The organism is Zobellella iuensis (assembly GCF_016746085.1).
Taxonomy (GTDB): Bacteria; Pseudomonadota; Gammaproteobacteria; order Enterobacterales; family Aeromonadaceae; genus Oceanimonas; species Oceanimonas iuensis.
In genome coordinates this window covers 42,019-63,932 of the sequence record NZ_JAERTZ010000026.1, presented here as the reverse complement: position 1 = coordinate 63,932, position 21,914 = coordinate 42,019, and the positions used below count along the sequence as shown (strand labels likewise).

Below are 21,914 nucleotides of genomic sequence, written 5' to 3'. Positions count from 1 at the left end.
ATCATAAATATTGCCTAGAATGTTGCGGCTGAAATGACACTTCCTGCTGTCTTTCACCCACCCATTCCCAATGGCCGCTCATGGGGGTGGCTTGATCCCATGCCGACGCTCCGATTCGTATGGTGCGGCATGGGCATTAAGCTGTTTAACGGAATAATAACAATGATGAGAGTATCAGGATGAGCCTCTACCGAACCATAGAAAAGACGTTTTGGTATACCCTTACCCGTAAAATCGTGGGGAATGTGATTGCGCTGTTACTGCCCCCGCTGTTGCTGATAGTCATTTCCCTGTTCTATGTAAATCAATTGACCAATGAAGTCCGCGGACTGGAGGGGAATACTGCCGGAGCGGAGCAAATCCTGCAGCAGTTCTGGTGGCTGATGGTGGCGGGCACGGTGCTGACCCTTGCGGTCGGGGTTTTTATCGTGTTTTTCATGCGTGAAATCTTTGTCAGGCCCATCAGGGATATTACCCGGGCATTGCAGGCGGTAAAGGATAAAAACGGCGATATATCGGCAACCCTGCCCGACTATACCTTCGATGAAATTTCCCTGATGGCCAGAAGCTATAACGATTTTTCCGACAAGCTGAAAGCCATGATCAGCGAAGCCCGGTCGAATTCGATCAGCGTGGCCATCAATGCCACCCGCCTGCAGCAAATGATTGCTCATGCCGGCCATTCCTCTGCCGGGCAGGAAAGTATTGCCCAGCAGATTTTCGAGTCCAGCCGGCAGGCGACCCTGGCCGTAGAGGAAATCGCCGCCAACACGGTCAATATCAGCCAGCAAACCACCCGCAACCTGACGGATGTCCGCCAGTCGAGCGAGGAGCTGCACCTGGCCGTGGACAAGATCAAGGCGGTGGAGAGTCTGACCCAGCAATTCAGCCAAACCGTCAACACACTGAGCCAGAATTCCAGGAACATTCAGAATATCCTGGGATTGGTACAGGATTTCTCAGAGCAAACCAACCTGCTGGCCTTGAATGCCAGCATAGAGGCGGCCCGTGCCGGCGAGGCCGGGAGAGGTTTTGCCGTGGTGGCGGACGAAGTGCGCAACCTGGCCCGCAAGGTGGGCGATGCCACCCAGGAGATACACCGCAACATCGGTGAAATGACCAGCCTGGTACAGAGCACGCGTGAAGGGGCCGACACCATCAGGCTGCACGTTCAGGAAACGGATGCGTTCATGAGCCGAAACCGGGATCAGTTCGGCGGCATGGTGCAGGACTTTGAACAGATGAGCCAGCAGCTCACCACCATTTCCGCCGCCCTGGATGAACTTTCTTATACCAATAAGGAATCGCACCAGCATGTGGAGTCCATCGCCGAACTGTCTTCTGCCATGAAAGACAATATGACCCAGTCGCAGGATTTTTCCTCGTCCCTGGAACATTCCACCGAAGCCACCCTGGAGCTGCTGTCGCAGTTTATCGTGGGGCAGGGGGGCTTCGAACGCATGACCCAACTCGGGACCAGGTGGGCGGACGAAGTGAGTACCGTGCTGGAGCGGCTCCAGGACAAGGGCGTCAACCTTTTTGACCAGAACTACCGGCCGGTCAATCCGGGGCAGGAGCCGGCCCAGTTTATGACGGGCTATGTCACGGCGATGGAAGGCGAGCTGCAGGCGCTTTATGACCGCTTTATCCAGGAACATCCGGAGTTTATTTATGTGGTGGGGGTGGACACCAAAGGGTATATCCCGGTGCATCACGGTAAAAACTCCCAGCCACTGACCGGTGACAAGGACAGGGACAATATCCACTGCCGCCACCGCCGGCTCTATAACCACAGCCGCCAGGAGCGTCGGCGCTGCAACCATGAAAAGCCTTTCCTGTTGCAGAGCTATATCCGCAACACCGGTGAAGTCATCAATGATCTTTCCATTCCCTTGTATATCAAGGGTAAACACTGGGGCTCCCTGATCATGGGCTTCGACGCCAGCCAGCTGGCGGACAAGGCGGCCTGAAAAAAACAGGGCCCTTCGGCCCTGTCCTTAACCTCAACGCAGCCGCTTCAGCAGCGATTCGCTGGCATAGCCGTCGGCCACCTGGCCGATGGACTGCTGGAAGGCACGGATGGCGCTGATGGTGTTGGGCCCGATGACGCCGTCGGTACCCTTGGTGTCGAACCCCCGGGCGCTCAGGCGGCGCTGCAATTCTTCCTTTTCGGCCCGGCTCAGGGCGCGCTCGCCCCGGGGCCAGGGGGTGCGGAACTCGCCGCCGCCGGCCAGTTTGTCGCCCAGGTGGCCCACCGCCATGGCATAGGAGGTGGCGTTGTTGTAGCGGCGGATCACCCGGAAGTTGTTGAAGACGACGAAGGCCGGGCCGCGGGCGCCGGCGGGCACCAGTATGGCGGCCTCGCCGTGATCCGGCAGGGGGCGGCCGTCGAGGGTGGTCACGCCCCGGTCGCGCCAGTAGGCCACGGGCCGGCGGTTGTCCTGATCCGCGATACCGTAGTCGAAGCCGGCCGGCAGCTTCACTTCCAGCCCCCAGGGGGCGCCGTGCTGCCAACCGAAGCGGGCCAGGTAGTTGGCGGCGGAGGCCAGGGCATCGGTGGGATCCTCGCCCCAGATGTCCCGCTTGCCGTCGCCGGTAAAGTCCTGGGCGTACTGCAGGTAGCTGGTGGGCATGAACTGGGTGTGGCCCATGGCCCCGGCCCAGGAGCCGCGCATCCGCTCCGGGCTGGTATCGCCCGACTGCAGTATCTTGAGCGCGGCGATCAGCTGTTCTTCGGCAAAGCTGCGGCGACGGCCCTCGTAGGCCAGGGTGGCGAGACCTTCGATGATGCCGGTATTACCCCGGAAAGAGCCGTAGTTGGTTTCCATGCCCCAGATGGCCATGACGACCTTGGCATCCACCCCGTAGCGCTCCTCGATGGCCCTGAGGGTGGGGGCCAGTTCCTGCCATTTCTGGCGACCGTTGCTGACGCGGGTGGCGGAGGTGGCGGTGTCCAGGTATTCCCAAATCTGCTTGGTGAATTCGGCCTGGCGCCCGTCCAGGCGCATCACTTCCTGGTTCAGCCTGACGTCCCTGAAGGCGGCGTCGAACACCGCCGGGCGGATGCCGGCGGCCAGGGCGCGACCGCGGAAATCCTGCCGCCAGGCGGCAAAGCTCTGTTGCTCGGCCGCGCTGGGCAAGGGGGTGGCGGCCGCCGGTTGCTGGGTGGCGGCGGGGGCCGGGGCCGGCTGGGAGGTTTCGGCCTGGCCGGCACAGCCGCTGAGCACGGCGCCGATCACCAGGGCACTGAGGTAAGCTTGCTTCAAATTCTTATCCCGTCTGTTGGCTTGACTGCCCGCAGCATATCCCAAGTTGGGAAAAATTAAAGGGCTTTGCGGTATCCATGGAGCAAGGAGTCCGGCTCCGGGCCCGGCAGGGGGAAGGGTGAACAAGGGATGACCAATTTGGCGGCACCGGGACTAAGCTTGCACTGGTAACAGATTGCCGACGGCAGGGAGAAGGAGCGATGAAACAGAAAATTCTGGTGGTGGTGACCAGCGTGGAAAAGTATCCCAACCTGAACCGGGCCACCGGCCTGTGGCTGGGCGAAGCGGTGCATTTTGTCAGCAAGATGGAAGAGGCCGGCTACCGGGTCGACTATGTCAGCCCCAGGGGCGGCTACACCCCCATAGATCCCCACAGCCTGGCCATGGCCGACGAGCTGGACTGGCAATGGTACCAGAATAAGGCCTTTATGAACCGGCTGGGCTCGACCCTCAGCCCCGCCGAGGTCGATCCGGATGACTATGGGGTGGTTTATTATGCCGGTGGCCACGGCGTTATCTGGGATTTTCCCGACAACGAGGCGCTGCAGCTGATCGGCCAGCGTATCTACGAAGGGGGCGGCATAGTGGCGTCCGTCTGCCACGGGGCCGCCGGCCTGTTCAATATCCGGCTGGCCGATGGCTCCCTGCTGATCAAGGGCAAGGAGGTGACCGGTTTTTCCAACGAGGAAGAGAAGCTGGCCGAGCTGGACCAGTTCGTGCCTTTTCTCACCGAAGATGAGCTGGTCAAACGCGGCGCCCTCTACCAGAAGGCGGAAGCACCCTGGTTGCCACTGGCGGTGAGCGACCAGCGGCTGGTCACCGGGCAGAACCCGGCCTCCGGCGGGCCGGTCGCCGAGCTGGTCCTGCTGGAGCTGGAAGGGTAAATCCGGCGTTATCCGGCCGCGGCGGCCAGCAGTTCTCGCACTTCCTGGTCTTCGGTCTGGCCGAAATCGAGATAATACTGGCCGACCGAGCCGAATTCCGCACTGGCCAGCAGGGCGACGAACTCGTCCGCCAGGGCCCGGATCCGGGCCCTGGCTTCGAGCGAGCTCACCGGCACCGCCACCACCAGCCGTGCCGGCCGCTGGCTTTTGACTGCCCGCACCGCCGCCTCCATGGTGGCCCCGGTGGCCAGGCCGTCGTCCACCAGCAGCACGGTGGCACCGGTCAGCGCCAGCGGCGGGGTAGCGCCCCGGTAGGCCTGTTCCCGGCGCTCGAGCTCTGCCCGCTCCCGGCGGATCACCCGCTCTATCTGGGCCTGGTCGATGCCCCCGGCACCGAGGATTTTCGGATTCCACACCAGGATATCGCCCGAGGCGATGGCGCCCATGGCCAGCTCTTCATGATGGGGGTGGCCGAGCTTGCGCACCAGCAGTACGTCGAGCGGGGCGCCCAGTGCCTTCGCGACTTCATAGGCCACCGGCACCCCGCCCCGGGGCAAGCCCAGCACCAGTAAACCCGGGTGGCCCTGGTAGTGCTGCAAGGCCCTGGCCAGGGCCTGGCCGGCGGCGCGGCGGTGGAGGAAGGGGGACATGGCGGTGCTCCTGTGGTGACTCCTGTCTTAACCCTAGCAAAAATCCGGCAAAATCCGCCCGCCCCGGCAGATGGCCCGGCCAGGCTTTGTTATCATCGCTGTTTTGTCGGGCCGCAAGGCATCATCAGCACAGGGATATTGTTGACCCATGTTCACCACCATCGGCACCCTGCTCGGCGGCATCGGCCTCTTCCTGCTGGGCATGATACTGCTGACCGAGGGACTGACCGCCCTGGCCGGAGACCGGCTGCGCACCACCCTGGGCCGGCTGACCGGCTCCAGGGTCAAGGCGGTACTGAGCGGGGCGGCCATCACCGCCCTGGTGCAGTCTTCCCACGCCACCACCCTGGCCACCATCGGCTTCGTGTCGGCCGGTCTGCTGTCCCTGAGCCAGGCCATCGGCGTGGTGATCGGCGCCAACCTGGGCACCACCAGCACCGGCTGGCTGGTGTCCCTGCTCGGGCTCAAGCTGTCCATCGGCAGCCTGCTGTTGCCGCTGGTCGGCGTCGGTGTGCTGCTGCGGCTGCTGGGCAAGGGACGTCTGGCTTCGGCCGGCATCGCCCTGGCCGGTTTCGGGGTGCTGTTCGTGGGGCTGGACCTGTTGCAAAGCGGTATGGGCGGGCTGGCGGAGCGTATCGACCTCAGCCGGTTCGGCGCCGCCACCCTGGGCGCGCGTTTTATGCTGCTGCTGGTGGGGCTGGTGATGACGCTGCTGATGCAGTCTTCCAGCGCCGCCCTGGCCATCACCCTGACGGCCCTGGCCTCGGGTACCCTGTCCCTGGAGCAGGCCGGGGCCATGGTCATCGGCCAGAACCTGGGCTCCACCTTTACCGCCGCCCTGGCGGCCATCGGTGCCACCATCGCCGCCAAGCGTACCGCCCTTATCCATATCCTGTTCAATATCGGGGCCGGCACCCTGGCCTTCTTTATCCTGCCGCTGCTGATTTACCTGGCCGACTGGCTCACCGGCGATGGCCTGGGCGACGACCAGGCCCTGACCCTGGCCGCCTTCCATACCCTGTTCAACCTGCTGGGGGCGGCGCTGTTCCTGCCCTTTACCGCCCAGTTGGCGGCCCTGGCCGAGCGGCTGCTGCCGGAGCCGCGCCCCGCCCTGACCCGCCACCTCGACGCCAGTATGCAGGTGGTGCCCTCCCTGGCGGTGGAGGCGGCCCATCTTACCCTGCGCCAGTGCGCCCAGGTGGTGTTGCAGAACACCGCAGCCCGGCTGCGCAACGAGGAGGCCGGTTTCGTGGTGGCCAATCTGGACGAGGCCCGGGACGCCACCGAGGTGGTGGCCCGCTACCTGGCCCGGTTGCCGGAGGCGGAAGGGGAGGTGCTCAACCGGCTCAACGCCAGCCTGCATCTGCTCGACCATGTGCGCCAGTGCGCCCACGAGGCGCTCAAGATCCGCTGGGAGCCCCAGGTGCAGGCGATCATCCCGCTGAGCCAGCATGCCCGGGAACTGGCCGGCTTGTTGCTCAATGCCGCCCAGGCGCTGACCGATCAGCAACCCGAAGACGATATCGAACTGGCGTTGCAGGCCCTGCGCGAGCACAACCAGGATATCCGGTTGTCCATTTTGCAGTCTTCGGCCACCCGCAAGCTGGCGATGGAAGCCACCCTCGACGGCCTGACCCTGGCGCGCAGCTGCGAGCGCTTGAGTTATCATGGGGAGCGCTGCCTGTTTTACTTGCAGGGCCTGGCCGGTACGGACAAAATTGCTCCCGGCAGCCTGGTCGAGGCCGGGCCGGAATTATTACCAGATGAGGAAAATGCGTGAAGTGTCCCTGTTGTGAAAAACTGATCCGCCCCGCCCAGGTCACCGAGCGGGAAAACCGGGGGCTCAATGTGCATTTCCGTTGTCCCCATTGCGGTGCCCGCCTGGCGGTGAACGGCCGCGCCACCCGCGCCAAGCTGATGGGATTCGTTTTGCTCTTATCCGGTTCCGGTGTCATGCTGTGGGGGCCGCAGGCGTCCTGGGTGTTCGGCCTTATGGTCTGTATCGCCGGCGGGGTACTGGCCTTCAGCGCCCGTCGCAAGGAGCTGAAACTGCAATGGTTGGACAAGCCCGACGGGTCGGACAAGAATTAACAGACCTCCCGGACCGGTCACCCCCTCGGAGCCGCCATGTACCTGATCAGAGACTATCAAGAGACCGATCTCAGCAGCCTGGAGCTTATCTATCACGACGCGGTGATGGCACAGGGGCACCAGGGCTACAGCGATGAGCAGGTCTCGGTGTGGGCGTCGTTCCCCTACCTCTATGCCGACGAATTCAAGGCCCTGATCCGGGACGGCTACACCCGGGTCATGGCCTTCCAGCAGATACCGGTGGCGTTCGCCACCCTCTACCCGGACGATCACCTGGCCCTGCTCTATGTGCTGGCCGGGCACACCGGCCGGGGCCTGGCCGGCCGGCTCTGTGCCGATATCGAGCGGGAGGCGCAAAGGCGCGGGGTCGGCCTGCTGCATACCGACGCCAGCCTGTTGTCGCGGCCTGTCTTCGAGCAGCGCGGCTTCCGGCTGGTGACCCAGCAGCAGGTCAACCGGGGCGGCCATGCTTTTACCCGTTTCATGATGGAGAAGCCGCTGGCTCCCCCTGTCGCCTGAGCCGCTGGCACAATGGCGCGGATTACCGCAAAATAGCGGCCTGCACCCCGAGGGGCAGATCATTTATTTGGGGTAGGGAGAGTATTAGTGGCCAAGCCGAAAGACACCTATTATCTGACCGCCCATTGCCTGGGCAGCCTGGGTACCGTGGATGTGGTGACCCGCTACCTGCGCGAGCAGGGCTGCTACGTGGTGGAAATGCAGACCTTCGACGACGTCATCAGCGAGCATTTCTTTATCCGGGCCGAGTTCCGTCCGCCCCGGGAGCCCGCCTTCGACGAAGAGGGATTCCGCGCCGGCTTCCGCCCCCGGGCCGAACAGTTCGACATGCAGTGGGAACTGACCGCCACCCGCCACCGGCCCAACGTGGTGATCATGGTGTCGAAATTCGATCACTGCCTCAACGATCTGCTCTATCGCTACCGCACCGGCCAGCTGGCCATCGAGATCCCGGCCATCATCTCCAACCACCCGGATCTGCAGCGCCTGGCCGACTGGCACCATATTCCCTATTATCACCTGCCGGTCAGCGAGGATAACCGTGCCGAGCAGGAGGCCCAGGTGCTCGGCATCATCGGGGAGTGCGAAGCGGACCTGGTGGTGCTGGCGCGTTACATGCAGGTATTGAGCCCGGCCATGTGCGAAGCGCTCAATGGCAGGGCCATCAATATCCACCATTCCCTGCTGCCCGGCTTCAAGGGCGCCAAGCCCTATCACCAGGCCTACGACAAGGGCGTCAAGCTGGTGGGAGCCACCGCCCATTACATCAACAACGATCTGGACGAGGGCCCCATCATCACCCAGGGGGTGGAAGTGGTGGACCACAGCCATTACCCGGAGCAGTTGATCGCCAAGGGGCGGGATATCGAATGCATCACCCTGGCCCGGGCGGTGCAGTACCATATCGAGCGCCGGGTGTTTCTGCACAACGGCAAGACGGTGGTCTTTACCAGTTGAGCCCTGCGGCAGGGGTATCGTAGGGTCGAATTTATTCGACCAGGCACGCAGAACCCAAGAGCACGACATTTATCAATAAACGGAGTTTATCCATCCATGAATAAAAGCATAGTGGCCGGGGTACTGGCCCTGGCGCTGGCCGGTTGCGCCAGCCAGCAGCCGGATCAGCCCTTTACCCTGACCGTGGCCCATATCAACGACACCCATTCCCATTTCGATGCCACCGATGCACGACTGGAGCTGGACAACCGGGCCCTGTTCACCCGCCTGGGGGGGCATCCCCGTCTGCTGAGCCATGCCAACGCCCTGCGCGAACAGGCGACCGCCGCCAATCAGCCGCTGCTGTTCCTGCACGGCGGCGATGCCTGGCAGGGCACCGGTTACTTCAAGCTCAACCAGGGGGCCATGAACGCCGATGTGCTGAGCCGGATGCAGCTCGACGCCATGGCGCTGGGCAACCACGAGTTCGATCTCAACAACGAACGCCTGGCCGCCTTTATCGAAAGTGTCGAGTTCCCGGTGCTGGCCGCCAACCTGGATACCAGTCGGGATCCGCACCTGGCGGAGCTCGACAACCTCAAGCCCTATGTGCTGTACGCCTTCGACGGCAACAGGAAGCGTCGGGTCGAGACCATGAAGGACGCCGGCCGCCGGCCCGTGGTGGCGGTGATGGGCGTGGTGCTGGAAGACATGCCCGATATCGCCCCCAACGTGGGCGAGCTGATTTTCGAGCGGGAAGTCCAGGGTGCCCAGCGCACCGTGCGCCACCTGCGCGAGATGGGGGTGAAGAACATCATCGCCATCACCCACCTGGGACTGGAGCGGGATCAGCGCCTGGCGAGAGAAGTGAACGGCATCGATCTGATCGTGGGCGGCCACTCCCACAGCTTGCTCGGTGATTTCCGCAACCTGGGTTGGGATCAGAATGAACCCTATGCCCAGGTGTTCACCAACCAGGATGGCCGTGGCAAGACCTGCGTGGTGCAGGCCGGTCAGTACGCCCAGGCCATGGGCCGGGTGGACCTGACCCTGACCCCCGACGGCCAACTGCTGCGTTGCGAGGGCGGCAATACCCTGCTGTCCGACAACGCCTTCTTCCGCGACATCCGCCGGGCCGAACAGCACCGCCTGGCCGGCCAGGACGCCGAGCGGGTCGCCGCCTATATCGAGGCCCAGCCCAATATCGCCATAGTGGCGGAAGACCCGGCCCTGCGCGCCCATATCGACGAGAACTACAAGCCGGCCCTGGACCGGGCCTATGGCCGGGTGATCGGCCATGTGCCCGCCGAACTCCGGCATGTGCGGATGCCGGTGGCCGGCCAGGGTTCCGAAGTGGCTCCGCTGGTGGCGGCCAGCCAGCTGTACTGGGCCAACAGGCCCGAAGTGCGGGCGGTCACCGGCCGGCAGGCCGATTTCGCCCTGGTCGGCGCCGGCGGCGTGCGCAACAGCCTGGAACCCGGTGAGCTCAAGGAAGGCCACGTCACCCTGGAGCTGCTGCCTTTCTCCAACGCCATGAGCATCGTTTCCCTCACCGGCCGCCAGGTGGCGGGCCTGCTGCTGGAGACCATCAATGCTTCCCTGCCCGAGGGGGCCCACACCGGCAAGTTCCCCTATGCGGCGGGCCTGCGCTACCAGTTCGATGAAACCGGCAAGGACAGGGGCTTCCTCAGCCGCATCGAGGTCCGGCGCGACGGCCAGTGGCAGCGGCTCGATCCGCAAGCCAGCTACCAGGTGGTGATGACCAGCTACAACGCCTCCGGCAACGATGGCTGGAACACCCTCTATGAGTCCCAGCAGGTGCTGACCGACCGGCTGGATCTGGCCTTCGTCAACGGCCGGCTGGCGGCCTTCCCGGTGGCCCGCCTGAGCAAGACCGACGGCGGCCGGGTGCAGGTGCACTACATCAACCAGCCGCTGGACTGCAAGGCCCAGGGGGTGCGCTGCAACACCGACGCCCAGGCCTTCGTCGATTACGTGCGCAACCAGCGGCCGGTGCTGACCGCTCTGCCGGAGTCGGGCATTACCCTTAACCGGCTCTGACCGAAATTGGGGCTGGGAACCGGGAACTGGGGATTGTCCGGTTCCCGGTTCCGGCCTTCAATCCCGAGTCCCGAGTCCCGAGTCCCGAGTCCCGAGTCCCGAGTCCCGAGTCCCGAGTCCCGAGTCCCGAATCCCGAATCCCGAATCCCGAATCCCGAATCCCGAATCCCGAATCCCCAATCCCGAATCCCGAATCCCCAATCCCCAATCCCCAATCCCGAATCCCCAATCCCCAATCCCCGTTTTATTCCGGGGCTCGCCGAGCCCGGCTCTTCTGACGTATCATCTAGCCCTGTTTTTCTCCTCGAGTGTGTGGCTGTCTATGCGTCGTTCCGCTATTGCCGGTTTAGGTGTCACCGGCTGGTTGTTTTGTCTGCTGTTGTGGTGGGGGCTGCCTGCCCAGGCCCAGGCCCAGGCCCAGGCCCAGGCCCAGACCCAGGCCCAGGCACAGCAAGCCGATCCAAACAGTGCCGCCCTGGTGCTGATGCGGCAGTTGCCCGAGTTGCGCACGGCCCTGGCGCTGGGGCGTGAACAACTGGAGACCCAGGTCGCCGCCATCGACGACACCGAGGCCCAGGCCTGGCTGGGCCAGGAGCTGTCTACCGGGGCCGGCCAGCAGCTGGAAAACGAAGCCCTGTCCGAGGAGGAACGCCAGCTCTGGCAGCAGGTGATGGAGGTTGAAAAAAGCGCCACGGCCCGGCTCAAGGGGGCGCTGGAGCGGGTTGAGCTGGCACGGAATTTTGACGAACGGCTGAGCCAGGCCCAACAGCAGCTGGACGAGTTCAGTCGTCTGCTCACCGACTTCGGCGCACAGGATATCTCCCTCACCCGCATCGAAAGCGATATCGGCGAGTACAACATCCGCCACAGCCGGCTGTTGAGCGAGCTGGAGCAGAAACAGCAGGCCCAGGCCCGGCTCGAAGAGCAGTTGCGCGACCAGCAGCAAAGCCTGGAGGAGATCCGGCGCCAGCCGGTGGAAGAGGTCGCGGTGCCGGCCGGTGCGGAACAACAGCCCGGCCTGGCCGAGGCGGTGGAGCAGCTGAAGCTGGCAACCCAGCGGCGGCAGCAGGCCCGGCTGCTGGCTGCCGAGCTCGATGCCAGGACGGCGCCGGTGCGGCTGGAGCTGCTGCGGCTGGAAAGCCAGGCCCTGGGCCTGGCGGGGCGGTTGCTCGGCCTGCACCTGCAGGTGCTGGAAGCCGAATTCAACCAGCGTTCTTCCGCCGAGTTGCGGGCGCTCAGCGTGGAGCTGCACCAGTTGACCGAGCGCGAGCCGGAGGCCGCCGGCCGCTTCTCCGCCGAGTTGGAAGCATTGCGCGGCAATATCGACGGGGTGGCGGCGGCCTATGAACAGCTGCGGGTACTGCAGGCGCGGCGGGACGACTACGGCCAGCGGGAGACCCGGCTGGGCCAGACCCTGGGCAGCATTCGCGAGCGGCTCGACATCGGCGGCTTGACCGAGGCCCTGGGCGTGCAGTTCCTGGATGAGCGGCGCCGGCTCAACGAGTACAAGGAATCCCGTTTTTCCCTGCGGGAACTGGAGCGGGAACTGGCCCAGTCCCGGCTGCGCAGCATTTCCCTGCGTGACCAGCTCAGGGGACTGGAGGCCCAGCCACCGCTGCTGACCGAGGACCCGGCCCGGAGCGAGTTGAACAGGATCAAGTTCCAGATCCTGAGCCTGCAGTTGCAGGCGGAAGACCAGCTCAGCGAGCAGCTGCGCCAGAACGAGGTGCGGCTGCGGGAGGTGAACCGGCTGGTGACGGAGCTGGATCAGGTGCTGGGCGAAAGTCTGTTGTGGTGGCCCAGCCACTCGGTGATCGATCTGGACTGGCTGAAACGGATACCCGACGCCCTGCTGAGCCTGCTCACCCCGGGCAACTGGCGTTCGCTGGTGGCCGTGCTCTGGCTGGTGGTGGTGGCCAATCCGCTGGGAACGGCACTGGTAGTGGCGCTGGCGGGCCTGCTGGCCTGGTGGGGCCGCAACAGCCGGGGGCAGTTGGCGCAGATCGCGGAACAGTGCTCCCATCGCTATACCGACAACATCAACCTGACCTTCAAGGCCATCGGCTGGAGCCTGCTGCGGGTATTGCCGGTGCCGGTGTTGCTGCTGGCCGCCTCCCTGCGGCCGGCGGGGCTGTCCGAGTCGGATCCGGCGGTGGAGGTGCTGGCCGTGACCCTGCGCAATATCGCCCTCTGGTGGCTGGTGGGCCATCTGTTCCTGTCCTTCACCCGCAAGGGCGGGCTGGGCAGGGTGCATTTCGACTGGCACCCCCTGCTGGTGGCGCGGCTGCGCATCGTGCTGTCCTGGTTCCTGCCGTTGCAGTTGCTGTTCATCCTGCTGCTGTCCCTGAGCTTCGCCCACCCGGACGAAGGCGTTTACGATGTGTTCGGCCGCCTTTGCCTGCTGCTGAGCACCCTGGTGAACGGCCTGGCCACCTGGCAGCTGCTGGCGCCGCCCCCCAGGCAGGAGCCCGGTTTCCTCAGCGAGCATCAGCGGCGCCTGCTGCGGCTCGGCATGAGCCTGCTGTTCGCGGCCATGGGTGTGCTGATCCTGAGCGGTTACCTGATCACCGTGGCCGAACTGCTGCCCCGCTTTATCGACAGCCTGGTGGTGCTGGGCCTGGTCTGGCTGGCCTACAGCCTGGCCGCCCGGGCTCTGATCCTGAGCGAGGTGCACCTGCTGCTCCGCCGCCGGCGCGAGCAGAAGGCGAGGGAGGCGGAAGAGGAGAAGACCCCCGCCGAAGGCAATGTCGAGCTGCCCGATCCCCATCTCAGCCTGGAGCACATCAACCAGCAGACCCGTACCCTGCTGCGCACCGCCACCGCCACCGGCCTGGTGGTGGCGCTGCTCTGGGTGTGGGCCGAGGTGCTGCCGGCCCTGACCTGGCTCGACGGGGTGACGCTCTGGTCCCGTACCATCACGGTGGGGGACGCCGAGGTGCTGAGTGCGGTCAGCCTGCAGGACTTCCTGCTGGCCTTCTTCCTCGGCGGCGTCTACCTGCTGGCCTCCCGCAACCTGCCCGGCCTGGTGGAGATACTGCTGGCCCGCAGTAGCCTGATGGACGCGGCCCACAGCTACACCGTCACCACCCTGCTGCGCTACGCCCTGGCGGTGATGGCGGTGATCACCGTGTTTTCCCTGCTCGGCTTGCGCTGGAGCGAACTGCAGTGGATGGTGGCGGCCCTGACCCTGGGCCTGGGCTTCGGCCTGCAGGAAGTGGTGGCCAACTTCGTGTCGGGCATCATCATGCTGTTCGAGCGTCCGGTGCGGGTGGGGGATACCATCACCATCGGCGAATACAGCGGCACGGTGGCGCGCATCCGCACCCGTGCCACCACCATCATCGACTGGGACAACAGGGAGATAGTGGTGCCCAACAAGGCCTTTATCACCGAGCGGCTGATCAACTGGACTCTGTCCGACAACGTCACCCGCATCGTGATCAAGGTGGGGGTGAGCTACGACGCCGATGTGGACAAGGTCAAGGAATTGCTGGAGCAGCTTGCCCTGGCCCATCCCCTGACCTTGGAAGATCCGGCCCCCACTGTGCTCTTTAACCTGTTCGGCGACAGCGCCCTCAACTTCGAGCTGCGCGCCCATGTGGACAAGATGAAGGACCGCAATGTCACCATCAGCGAGCTGCACTTCGCCATCCTCAAGGGCTTCCGCCAAGCGGGCATCGAAATCGCCTTCCCGCAGATGGATCTGCATATCCGCCATCTGCCGCGTGAGACGGGGAATGGGGAGGCCGGGGGCAAACCGGCCTGAGGCTCAGCCCGCCCGGGCCCTGGCTTGCCGTAAGGGGGCAGGGCGCCCGGGGTGAGCGGAAACGACAGTACGGGCAGGAGCAACCACAGCACGGTGGCCAGGGTCGGAAGCAGTTCCATGGTGGTTTCTCCGGGCGGAAAGAGAGTTTGAAGTGCATATGCCGGCAGCCAGCCGGCCGGCCCCAATGTCGTTATTTGTCGAGAGTTGACGTTGAGTGAGTCCCTTTCGTCCGGGGCTTTGCCCTGGTGCCCGGATCAGCTCGACTTCGATTTCCGACTGCTTTAATCTGCGACTTTTATTGCATGCCCCCTGTTAAAACGGGAACGGCTATCTAAACTCTTATGAGTCCCTCATGATAAGAGGTATCACCATGCTTCCGACGAAGTCGTTATTCGGGGACGGACTACGGCGTCCCCTTTACGCCCTGTGCCTGCTGTTCGGCCTGTGCCATGGCACAGTGGCGGCGGTAGAACCTCTGCCGGCGGCCCTGGGGCCGGTGCTGCTCAGCGTAACCGGCAAGGTAGGGGAGACCAACGCCGATAGCCGGGCCGACTTCGACCTGGCCATGCTGGCGCAGCTGCCCCAGCACGAATTCAATACCCAGACGCCCTGGACCGACGGTGTACATCACTATCGTGGTGTGCTGCTGAAGGATCTGCTGGCTCGGGTGGCGGCGGCCGACGGGGAAACAATAAGGGCGCTGGCACTGAATCAGTATCATGTGGATATCGACGGGGCGACGGCCGCACGCTTGCCGGTGCTGCTGGCCACCCACCAGGATGGGGAAGTGATGAAAATTCGCGACAAAGGCCCGATCTGGATACTGTTGCCACTCTCGGATTCCCCCGAGCTCAATACCAAACAGCATCACGAAATGATGGTGTGGCAGCTCAGAACCCTGGATATCCGCTGATCGTGAACAAACTCAAGCTGCTCCTGCTGACCGCGGTGGCCCTGTTGTTCGGCTTCAGTTCGCTGTACAGCTATAACCGGGATCTGGATGTGGTGCAGTATGTATCGGCCACCATCAAGGCCGTCGGCTGGGCCAGTTCCGAGCTGGAAACGGAGTCGCTGAAATTCGATCATGCCCTGACCGAACTGATGGCCGGCACCAACGACGAAGCCAATCTTCAGTTGCGCTTCGAGCTGCTGTGGAGCCGGATCGAGGTGCTGCTGAAGGGGGAGGAAAGCCAGCCGCTGCGGGAGCAGCCCGGCATGATGCCCCTGCTGCGCCGCTTCCGGGCGCAACTGGTGTTGTGGGAGGAGCGGGTCTACGGGTTGACCGCGGCCGACCGGGCCGGCATTCTCGCCCTGCAGCAGGAGCTGGCCGTCTACCGGACCCTGACCCGGGAAGTCAATGTGGAAAGCTTCTCCGGGGCCAATGTCTGGCATCAGCTCAATATCATCCAGGATATCCGTGTCCGCTCCATGCTGTATCTGGCCGGCCTGCTGCTCAGCGGCGGCCTGATGCTATGGCTGCTGCTGCGGGAAAACCGGAGCAACCGCCACCTGGCCTTCCACGACATGCTGACCGGCCTGCCCAACCGCATGTATTTCTACCAGCTGATGGGCAACGCCATTACCACAGCCCAGAAGGAGCGCCACCGGATAGCGGTACATATGGTGGATTTGAACGAGTTCAAGGCGATCAACGACAGCCTGGGGCACGAGGTGGGGGACAGGTTGCTGCGGGTGATCGCCTCCCGCCTGCGCCAGGCCATCGGCGATCAGGGGCAGGTAGCCCGGCTGGGCGGCGATGAATTCGTGGTGATACAGCAGCGGCTGGCCGATCCCGTCGAGGCGGAGCAGATGGCCTCGCACCTCTGGCAGTCGCTGTCGCGGGAAATCCGGCTCAACGACGGCTGCCTGTCGCCGTTGGCCTGCATCGGCACCAGCCTGTACCCGGATCACGGCACCACCATGCCCGAGTTGCTGAGCCATGCGGATACCGCCATGTATCATGCCAAGCACAACCGCCAGAGCGCGGTGCAGCTGTTCGAACTGGGCATGGATGAACGGCGGTTGCGTCGGCAGAAACTGGCGGTGGGGCTGCAGGCGGCGCTGGAGAAAGACGAGCTGGCGCTGCACTACCAGCCCATTTTCCGCCTGGACACCGGCCGTATCGAGTCCCTCGAGGCGCTGCTGCGCTGGCAGTCGCCGGAATTCGGCCATGTCAGCCCGCTGGAGCTGATAGCGGTGGCCGAGCACCACGGCCTGGCGCGTGCGCTCAACGAGTGGGTGCTGTACCGGGCCTGCCGGCAGTTGCGCCAGTGGCAACTGGCGGGCTTCGACGGGCTCAAGGTCAATGTCAATATCAGCCCCACCATGTTTATGCGTGGTCAACTGGCGGCCGCGGTGGCGCATACCCTGCGCGAAACCGGCATCAGTGCCGCGGCCCTGGTGCTGGAGATCACCGAAGATACCAGCCTGTGGGACACCGCTGGCTCCCTCGATACCTTGCATGAGCTGCGCCGGATCGGGGTGGAAATTGCGCTGGACGATTTTGGCACCGGTTATTCCTCCTTCAGCCACCTGCGCCAGCTGCCGGTCAACAAGCTCAAGATCGATAAATCCTTCGTCGCCGATCTGTCGACAGACCAGCGCGCGTTCGACCTGGTCAAGACCATCGTCACCCTGGCCCAGAGCCTGGAGATGGCGGTGACCGCCGAAGGCATAGAGCTGCCTGAACAGCAGCAGAGATTGCAGCAGCTGGGCTGCCAGCTGGGACAGGGCTATCTGCTTGCCAAGCCGATGCCGGCGGAGGCGGTGGCCGGCTGGCTGGCCCGGGATGGCCGGCCCTATGCCCTGTCCGTTTGAGCAGGGGATCGCCTTTCGCGCGGAGGTCGGGCCACCCGCGCGGAGGTCGGGCCACCCGCGCTCCAGCTGTAGAGTCCATTGCAATCGACCCTTTCACCAACGGCGCCGGATTGTGGTCGAATAAATTCGACCCTACAAATGGACGCCGGGTTGGCCGTAGGGTCCGTCTCAACGGACCATCCCACCGCCGCTGCCGGGGTTTGGTCGAATAAATTCGACCCTACGGTCGCCGGCTACGCCGGGCCTGCCGTAGGTCCGCTTCAACGGACCGTTCCCACGCCGGCGCCGGATTGTGGTCGAATAAATTCGGTCCTACGGCTCACTCCTCACCACAATACGACCTTGGTCGAAATGTGCGCGATCTCCTCTTTCGTTACTTTTGTCGACAACTTTTGTTTCATCTTGCTAATAACCTGCTATTTTTTAGTTATGTGAAACTGAAATGTCGACAACATCATGTCCGTACTCAGTGAAGATCTGACCCCCCGCCTGGTGGAAGCCGTGATCAGCGGCGAACTGACCCCCGGCACCAAACTGTCCGAGCCCGAGCTGGCCCGCCGTTACGCGGTGGGCCGGGGCTCGGTGCGCGAGGCCCTGCTGCGGCTGGAAGGACTGGGCCTGGTGGAGCGGCTGCCGCGCCAGGGCGCCCGGGTGGTGCAACTCACCGCCGAGGGGCTGACCGAGCTGTTCGCGGTGCGCGAGGCGCTCGAGGGCATGGCCTGCCGCCTGGCCGCCGTCGCCATCAGCCGGGAAGAGGCCGAGTCCCTCACCCGGCTGCTGGACGAGCACCAGAAATTTGTCGACAGCCAGGAAGTCTACCTGCGCCAGCAGGGAGAAGAGGACTTCCACTACCTGCTGTTCAAGGCCAGCCACAACCGGATGCTGGTCGGCCTGTTGTGCGATGAGCTGTACCAGCTGCTGCGCATGTACCGCCATCGTCTTTCTTACCGTCACTCCGACCCCCGGCTCGCCCTGCGGGAGCATCGCCAGATCCTGGACGCCGTGCTCCAGGGCGACGGCGAGCTGGCCGAGCTGTTGATGCGTCGCCACGTGGCCCGCAGTCGCAACCATTTGCTGGCCCAATTCCAGGAGGAAATGCAATGAAGCAGAGTTTGTTCGACGCCATGGCGTCATCCCGGCCCCTGGCCATCGTCGGCGCCGTCAACGCCTACAGCGCCATGCAGGCCGAGCAGGCCGGGCACCGGGCCCTGTACCTGTCGGGGGCAGGGGTGGCCAATGCCTCCTTCGGCCTGCCGGATCTGGGCATCACCAGCCTCAACGACGTGCTGGAGGACGCCCGCCGCATCACCGCCGCCAGCCCGCTGCCGCTGCTGGTGGACGTGGACACCGGCTTCGGCGGCGCCTTCAACATCGCCCGTACCGTGAAGGAGATGGAGCGGGCCGGGGTGGCGGCCATCCATATCGAGGATCAGGTGGCGCAGAAGCGCTGCGGCCACAGGCCCAACAAGGCCATCGTGTCCCGGGCGGAGATGGTGGACAGGATCAAGGCGGCGGTGGACGCCCGCACCGACAGCCGCTTCGCCATCATGGCCCGCACCGACGCCCTGGCGGTGGAGGGCATGGACAGCGCCGTAGAGCGGGCCCTGGCCTGCGTGGAGGCGGGCGCCGACCTGATCTTCCCCGAGGCGATGGAGAGCCTGGAGCAGTACCGCGCCTTCTGCGACGCCGTGGGCGTGCCGGTGCTGGCCAACATCACCGAATTCGGCAAGACGCCCCTGTTCGGCCAGGCCGAGCTGGCCGGCGCCGGGGTGGCCATGGTGCTTTATCCGCTGTCGGCCTTCCGCGCCATGAGCCGGGCCGCCGAGGCCGTTTACCGCCACATCCTGCAGGACGGTCACCAGCGCGAGGCGGTGGCACTGATGCAGCCCCGGGAGGAGCTGTACCGGACCCTGGGCTACCACGACTATGAAGCCAAACTGGATGTACTGTTCGCACAAGGAGGAAACCATGACTAACACCGAAGGACTGCGCGGCCAGAGCGCCGGCCAGACCGCCCTCTGTACCGTGGGCAAGACCGGCTCCGGCCTGACCTACCGGGGCTTCGATATCGAGGATCTGGCCGCCAAGGCCCAGTTCGAGGAAGTGGCCTTCCTGCTGCTCAAGGGCTACCTGCCCAACACCGGCGAGCTTTCCGCCTTCAAGGCCCGGCTGCGCGCCAACCGCGGCCTGCCGGCGGCGCTGCGCACCGTGCTCGAGCAGATCCCCGCCTCGGCCCACCCCATGGACGTGCTGCGCACCGGCTGCTCCCTGCTCGGCAACCTGGAAACCGAACACAAGTTCAGCGAGCAGCAGGAGGCGGCGGAGCGGCTGCTGGCGCTCTTGCCCTCGATGATCTGCTACTGGTACCGCTACGCCCACGACGGCGTGCGCATCGACACCGCCCTGGACGACGACAGCATCGGTGGCCACTTCCTGCACATGCTGCGCGGCCACACCCCGCCGGAGCTGGATGTCAAGGTGATGCACTGCTCGCTGATTTTGTATGCGGAGCACGAATTCAACGCTTCCACCTTCGCCGCCCGGGTGTGCGCCTCCACCCTCACCGATCTGCACTCGGCGGTGACCGCCGCCATCGGCACCCTGCGCGGCCCATTGCACGGCGGCGCCAACGAGGCGGCCATGGCGATGATCGAACAATGGAGCGGCCCGGACGAGGCCGAGCGCGAGCTGCTGGCCATGCTGGCGCGCAAGGACAAGGTGATGGGCTTCGGCCATGCCGTGTACAAGGAAAAGGACCCGCGCAACGCCATCATCAAGCCCTGGGCCAAACAGCTGGGCCAGGCGGTGGGCGACCGGGTGCTCTACCCGGTGTCCGAGCGGGTGGAGCAGGTGATGTGGCGGGAGAAGAAGCTGTTCGCCAACGCCGACTTCTACCACGCCAGCGCCTATCACTTTATGGGCATTCCCACCAAGCTGTTCACCCCCATCTTCGTGCTGAGCAGGGTCACCGGCTGGACCGCCCACATCATGGAGCAGCGCGCCCATAATCGCATCATCCGCCCCAGCGCCGACTACGTGGGCCCGGGCCACCAGCAGTGGGTACCGATAGCGCAGCGCTGAAGCTGGAAGCTTGAGGCTGGAAGCCGGATGTGGAGTGTCATCCCCGCGAAGGCGGGGATCCATAAAGCCTGTACCTCTGCGCTGCCCTCCGGTCTGGACTCCCGCCTTCGCGGGAGTGACGGAGAAACCGCGGGAGTGATGGAGAAACCGCGGGAGTGACGGTATGTCATCCCCGCGAAGGCGGGGATCCAGGGTCCTGAAAAACACACCCAGGCTCCGGTTCAACGCCAGGCGGGCGGGCCGCCCTCCCTGCGGAGGACAAGACCCGCGCCCCAGCCGGCCGTAGGGTCGACTTCAGTCGACCACCCATTGACGGAACAATCATTCAGACCAACCAAGGAACACCAAGATGAGCGCCAATTTCGACCTGAACCAAAGACCCGATCCCGATCAACTGCTGGTCACCATCGCCGACTATGTGGCCAACACCGAGATCGACTCCGCCGAGGCCTACGACACCGCCCGCAACTGCCTGATCGACACCCTGGGCTGCGGCCTGCTGGCGCTGCGCTTTCCCGAGTGCACCAAGCACCTGGGGCCGCTCGTACCCGGCACCACGGTGCAACACGGCGCCCGGGTGCCCGGCACCTCCCACGAGCTGGATCCGGTGACCGCCGCCTTCAATATCGGCTGCATCATCCGCTGGCTCGACTTCAACGACACCTGGCTCGCCGCCGAATGGGGCCATCCCTCCGACAACCTGGGCGGCATCCTGGCCACCGCCGACTACCTGAGCCGGGTGGCGGTATCCCAGGGCAAGGCGCCGCTCACCATGAGGGAGGTGCTCACCGCCATGATCAAGGCCCACGAGATCCAGGGCGTGCTGGCGCTGGAAAACAGCTTCAACCGGGTGGGGCTGGATCACGTGCTGCTGGTGCGGGTGGCTTCCACCGCCGTGGTCACCAAAATGCTCGGCGGCAGCCGGGAGCAGATCATCGACGCCCTGTCCCAGGCCTGGGTGGATGGCTGCTCGCTGCGCACCTACCGCCATGCCCCCAACGCCGGCTCGCGCAAGTCCTGGGCGGCGGGGGACGCCACCGCCCGGGCGGTGCGCCTGGCCATGATCACCATGAAGGGCGAGATGGGCCTGCCCTCGGTGCTGACCGCACCCAAATGGGGCTATTACGACGTACTGTTCAAGGGTGAAAGCTTCAAGGTCAACCAGCCATTTTCCAGCTACGTGATGGAAAACGTGCTGTTCAAGATCAGCTTCCCCGCCGAGTTCCACGCCCAGACCGCGGTGGAGTGCGCGGTGCGCCTGCACCACCAGGTGAAGGACCGCATCGGTGACATCGATCGCATCGTGGTGACCACCCACGAGTCCGCCATCCGCATCATCTCCAAGGTGGGGGATCTGGCCAACCCGGCGGACCGGGATCACTGCCTGCAGTACATGATTGCCGTGCCCCTGCTGTACGGCGACCTGGTGGCCGAACACTACGAGGACGACTTCCACCGGGGCGACAGCCGCATCGACGCCCTGCGCGACAAGATGGAGATAGTGGAAGAGCCGCGCTACAGCGCCGAGTACCTGGAGGCCGACAAGCGCGCCATCGCCAACGCCATCCAGGTGTTCTTCAAGGACGGCACCAGCACCGACAAGGTGGAGGTGGAATACCCCATCGGCCACCGTCGCCGCCGGGCCGAGGGCATACCGGTGCTGGAGCGCAAGTTCCTGCGCAACCTGCAGACCCGTTTCCCCCTGGGCCGCTGCCGGCAGATAGTGGATCTCTGTCTGGATCAGCAACGGCTGGAGGCCACCCCGGTGCAGGAGTTTATGGCGCTGTTTGTGATCAACTGAAGATAATGGCGGGGACTGGGGACTGGGGACTGGGGACTGGGG

General features: G+C 64.5%; 16 protein-coding genes. 14 read left to right on the top strand and 2 right to left on the bottom strand.

Going from position 1 to position 21,914, the window contains the following annotated elements; all coding sequences use genetic code 11:
- Positions 1-179: 179 nt before the first annotated feature.
- Entirely contained in the window at positions 180-1,970 is a 1,791-nt protein-coding gene (locus tag JKV55_RS14270; RefSeq protein ID WP_202087087.1) for a methyl-accepting chemotaxis protein, read from the top strand.
- 33 nt (positions 1,971-2,003) lie between these two features.
- Here the strand turns inward: JKV55_RS14270 and JKV55_RS14265 are convergent, their stop codons facing one another.
- On the bottom strand, positions 2,004-3,266 hold the full coding sequence (locus JKV55_RS14265) for a lytic murein transglycosylase (RefSeq protein WP_202087085.1): 1,263 nt from the start codon (positions 3,264-3,266) through the stop codon (positions 2,004-2,006).
- 200 nt (positions 3,267-3,466) lie between these two features.
- On the opposite strand from JKV55_RS14265, the gene JKV55_RS14260 reads away from it, so the two are divergent.
- Positions 3,467-4,150, top strand: a complete 684-nt coding sequence (locus tag JKV55_RS14260) for a type 1 glutamine amidotransferase domain-containing protein (RefSeq protein WP_202087083.1) — start codon at positions 3,467-3,469, stop codon at positions 4,148-4,150.
- 8 nt (positions 4,151-4,158) lie between these two features.
- On the opposite strand, the gene JKV55_RS14255 is transcribed toward JKV55_RS14260, so the two are convergent.
- The gene (locus JKV55_RS14255; RefSeq protein ID WP_202087081.1) at positions 4,159-4,800 is read right to left on the bottom strand and encodes a phosphoribosyltransferase; all 642 of its coding nucleotides are present in this window, start codon (positions 4,798-4,800) and stop codon (positions 4,159-4,161) included.
- A gap of 148 nt (positions 4,801-4,948) precedes the next feature.
- Here JKV55_RS14255 and JKV55_RS14250 point away from each other — a divergent pair, with 148 nt between their 5' ends.
- The 12 genes from JKV55_RS14250 to JKV55_RS14195 all read left to right on the top strand — a co-directional run bounded on the left by JKV55_RS14250 (position 4,949) and on the right by JKV55_RS14195 (position 21,872).
- Positions 4,949-6,580, top strand: a complete 1,632-nt coding sequence (locus JKV55_RS14250; protein ID WP_202087079.1) for a Na/Pi cotransporter family protein — start codon at positions 4,949-4,951, stop codon at positions 6,578-6,580.
- On the top strand, positions 6,577-6,891 hold the full coding sequence (locus JKV55_RS14245; protein WP_202087077.1) for a hypothetical protein: 315 nt from the start codon (positions 6,577-6,579) through the stop codon (positions 6,889-6,891). Before JKV55_RS14250 ends, JKV55_RS14245 begins: the two co-directional genes overlap by 4 nt.
- Positions 6,892-6,927: 36 nt before the next feature.
- Positions 6,928-7,410, top strand: a complete 483-nt coding sequence (locus JKV55_RS14240; protein ID WP_202087075.1) for a GNAT family N-acetyltransferase — start codon at positions 6,928-6,930, stop codon at positions 7,408-7,410.
- An 87-nt stretch (positions 7,411-7,497) separates the two neighbouring features.
- The gene (purU, locus tag JKV55_RS14235) at positions 7,498-8,367 is read left to right on the top strand and encodes a formyltetrahydrofolate deformylase (RefSeq protein ID WP_202087073.1); all 870 of its coding nucleotides are present in this window, start codon (positions 7,498-7,500) and stop codon (positions 8,365-8,367) included.
- Between the two features lie 96 nt (positions 8,368-8,463).
- On the top strand, positions 8,464-10,407 hold the full coding sequence (locus JKV55_RS14230) for a bifunctional metallophosphatase/5'-nucleotidase (protein WP_202087071.1): 1,944 nt from the start codon (positions 8,464-8,466) through the stop codon (positions 10,405-10,407).
- Positions 10,408-10,729: 322 nt separating this feature from the next.
- Positions 10,730-14,173: a mechanosensitive ion channel domain-containing protein gene (locus JKV55_RS14225; RefSeq protein ID WP_202087069.1), complete on the top strand. Its 3,444-nt coding sequence runs from the start codon at positions 10,730-10,732 to the stop codon at positions 14,171-14,173.
- Positions 14,174-14,543: 370 nt separating this feature from the next.
- Positions 14,544-15,086, top strand: coding sequence for a putative pterin-binding protein (locus JKV55_RS14220; RefSeq protein WP_202087064.1), 543 nt, complete (start codon positions 14,544-14,546; stop codon positions 15,084-15,086).
- Between the two features lie 2 nt (positions 15,087-15,088).
- Positions 15,089-16,990, top strand: coding sequence for a putative bifunctional diguanylate cyclase/phosphodiesterase (locus tag JKV55_RS14215; protein ID WP_369409655.1), 1,902 nt, complete (start codon positions 15,089-15,091; stop codon positions 16,988-16,990).
- A gap of 456 nt (positions 16,991-17,446) precedes the next feature.
- Positions 17,447-18,094, top strand: a complete 648-nt coding sequence (locus JKV55_RS14210; protein WP_202087062.1) for a GntR family transcriptional regulator — start codon at positions 17,447-17,449, stop codon at positions 18,092-18,094.
- A complete protein-coding gene (gene prpB / locus JKV55_RS14205) occupies positions 18,091-18,966 on the top strand; it encodes a methylisocitrate lyase (protein WP_202087060.1) in 876 nt (291 codons plus the stop codon). Before JKV55_RS14210 ends, prpB begins: the two co-directional genes overlap by 4 nt.
- Entirely contained in the window at positions 18,959-20,071 is a 1,113-nt protein-coding gene (gene prpC / locus JKV55_RS14200; RefSeq protein ID WP_202087058.1) for a bifunctional 2-methylcitrate synthase/citrate synthase, read from the top strand. The genes prpB and prpC overlap by 8 nt, the downstream gene beginning before the upstream one ends.
- A 349-nt stretch (positions 20,072-20,420) precedes the next feature.
- On the top strand, positions 20,421-21,872 hold the full coding sequence (locus JKV55_RS14195) for a bifunctional 2-methylcitrate dehydratase/aconitate hydratase (protein ID WP_202087056.1): 1,452 nt from the start codon (positions 20,421-20,423) through the stop codon (positions 21,870-21,872).
- The last annotated feature ends 42 nt before the right edge of the window (positions 21,873-21,914 follow it).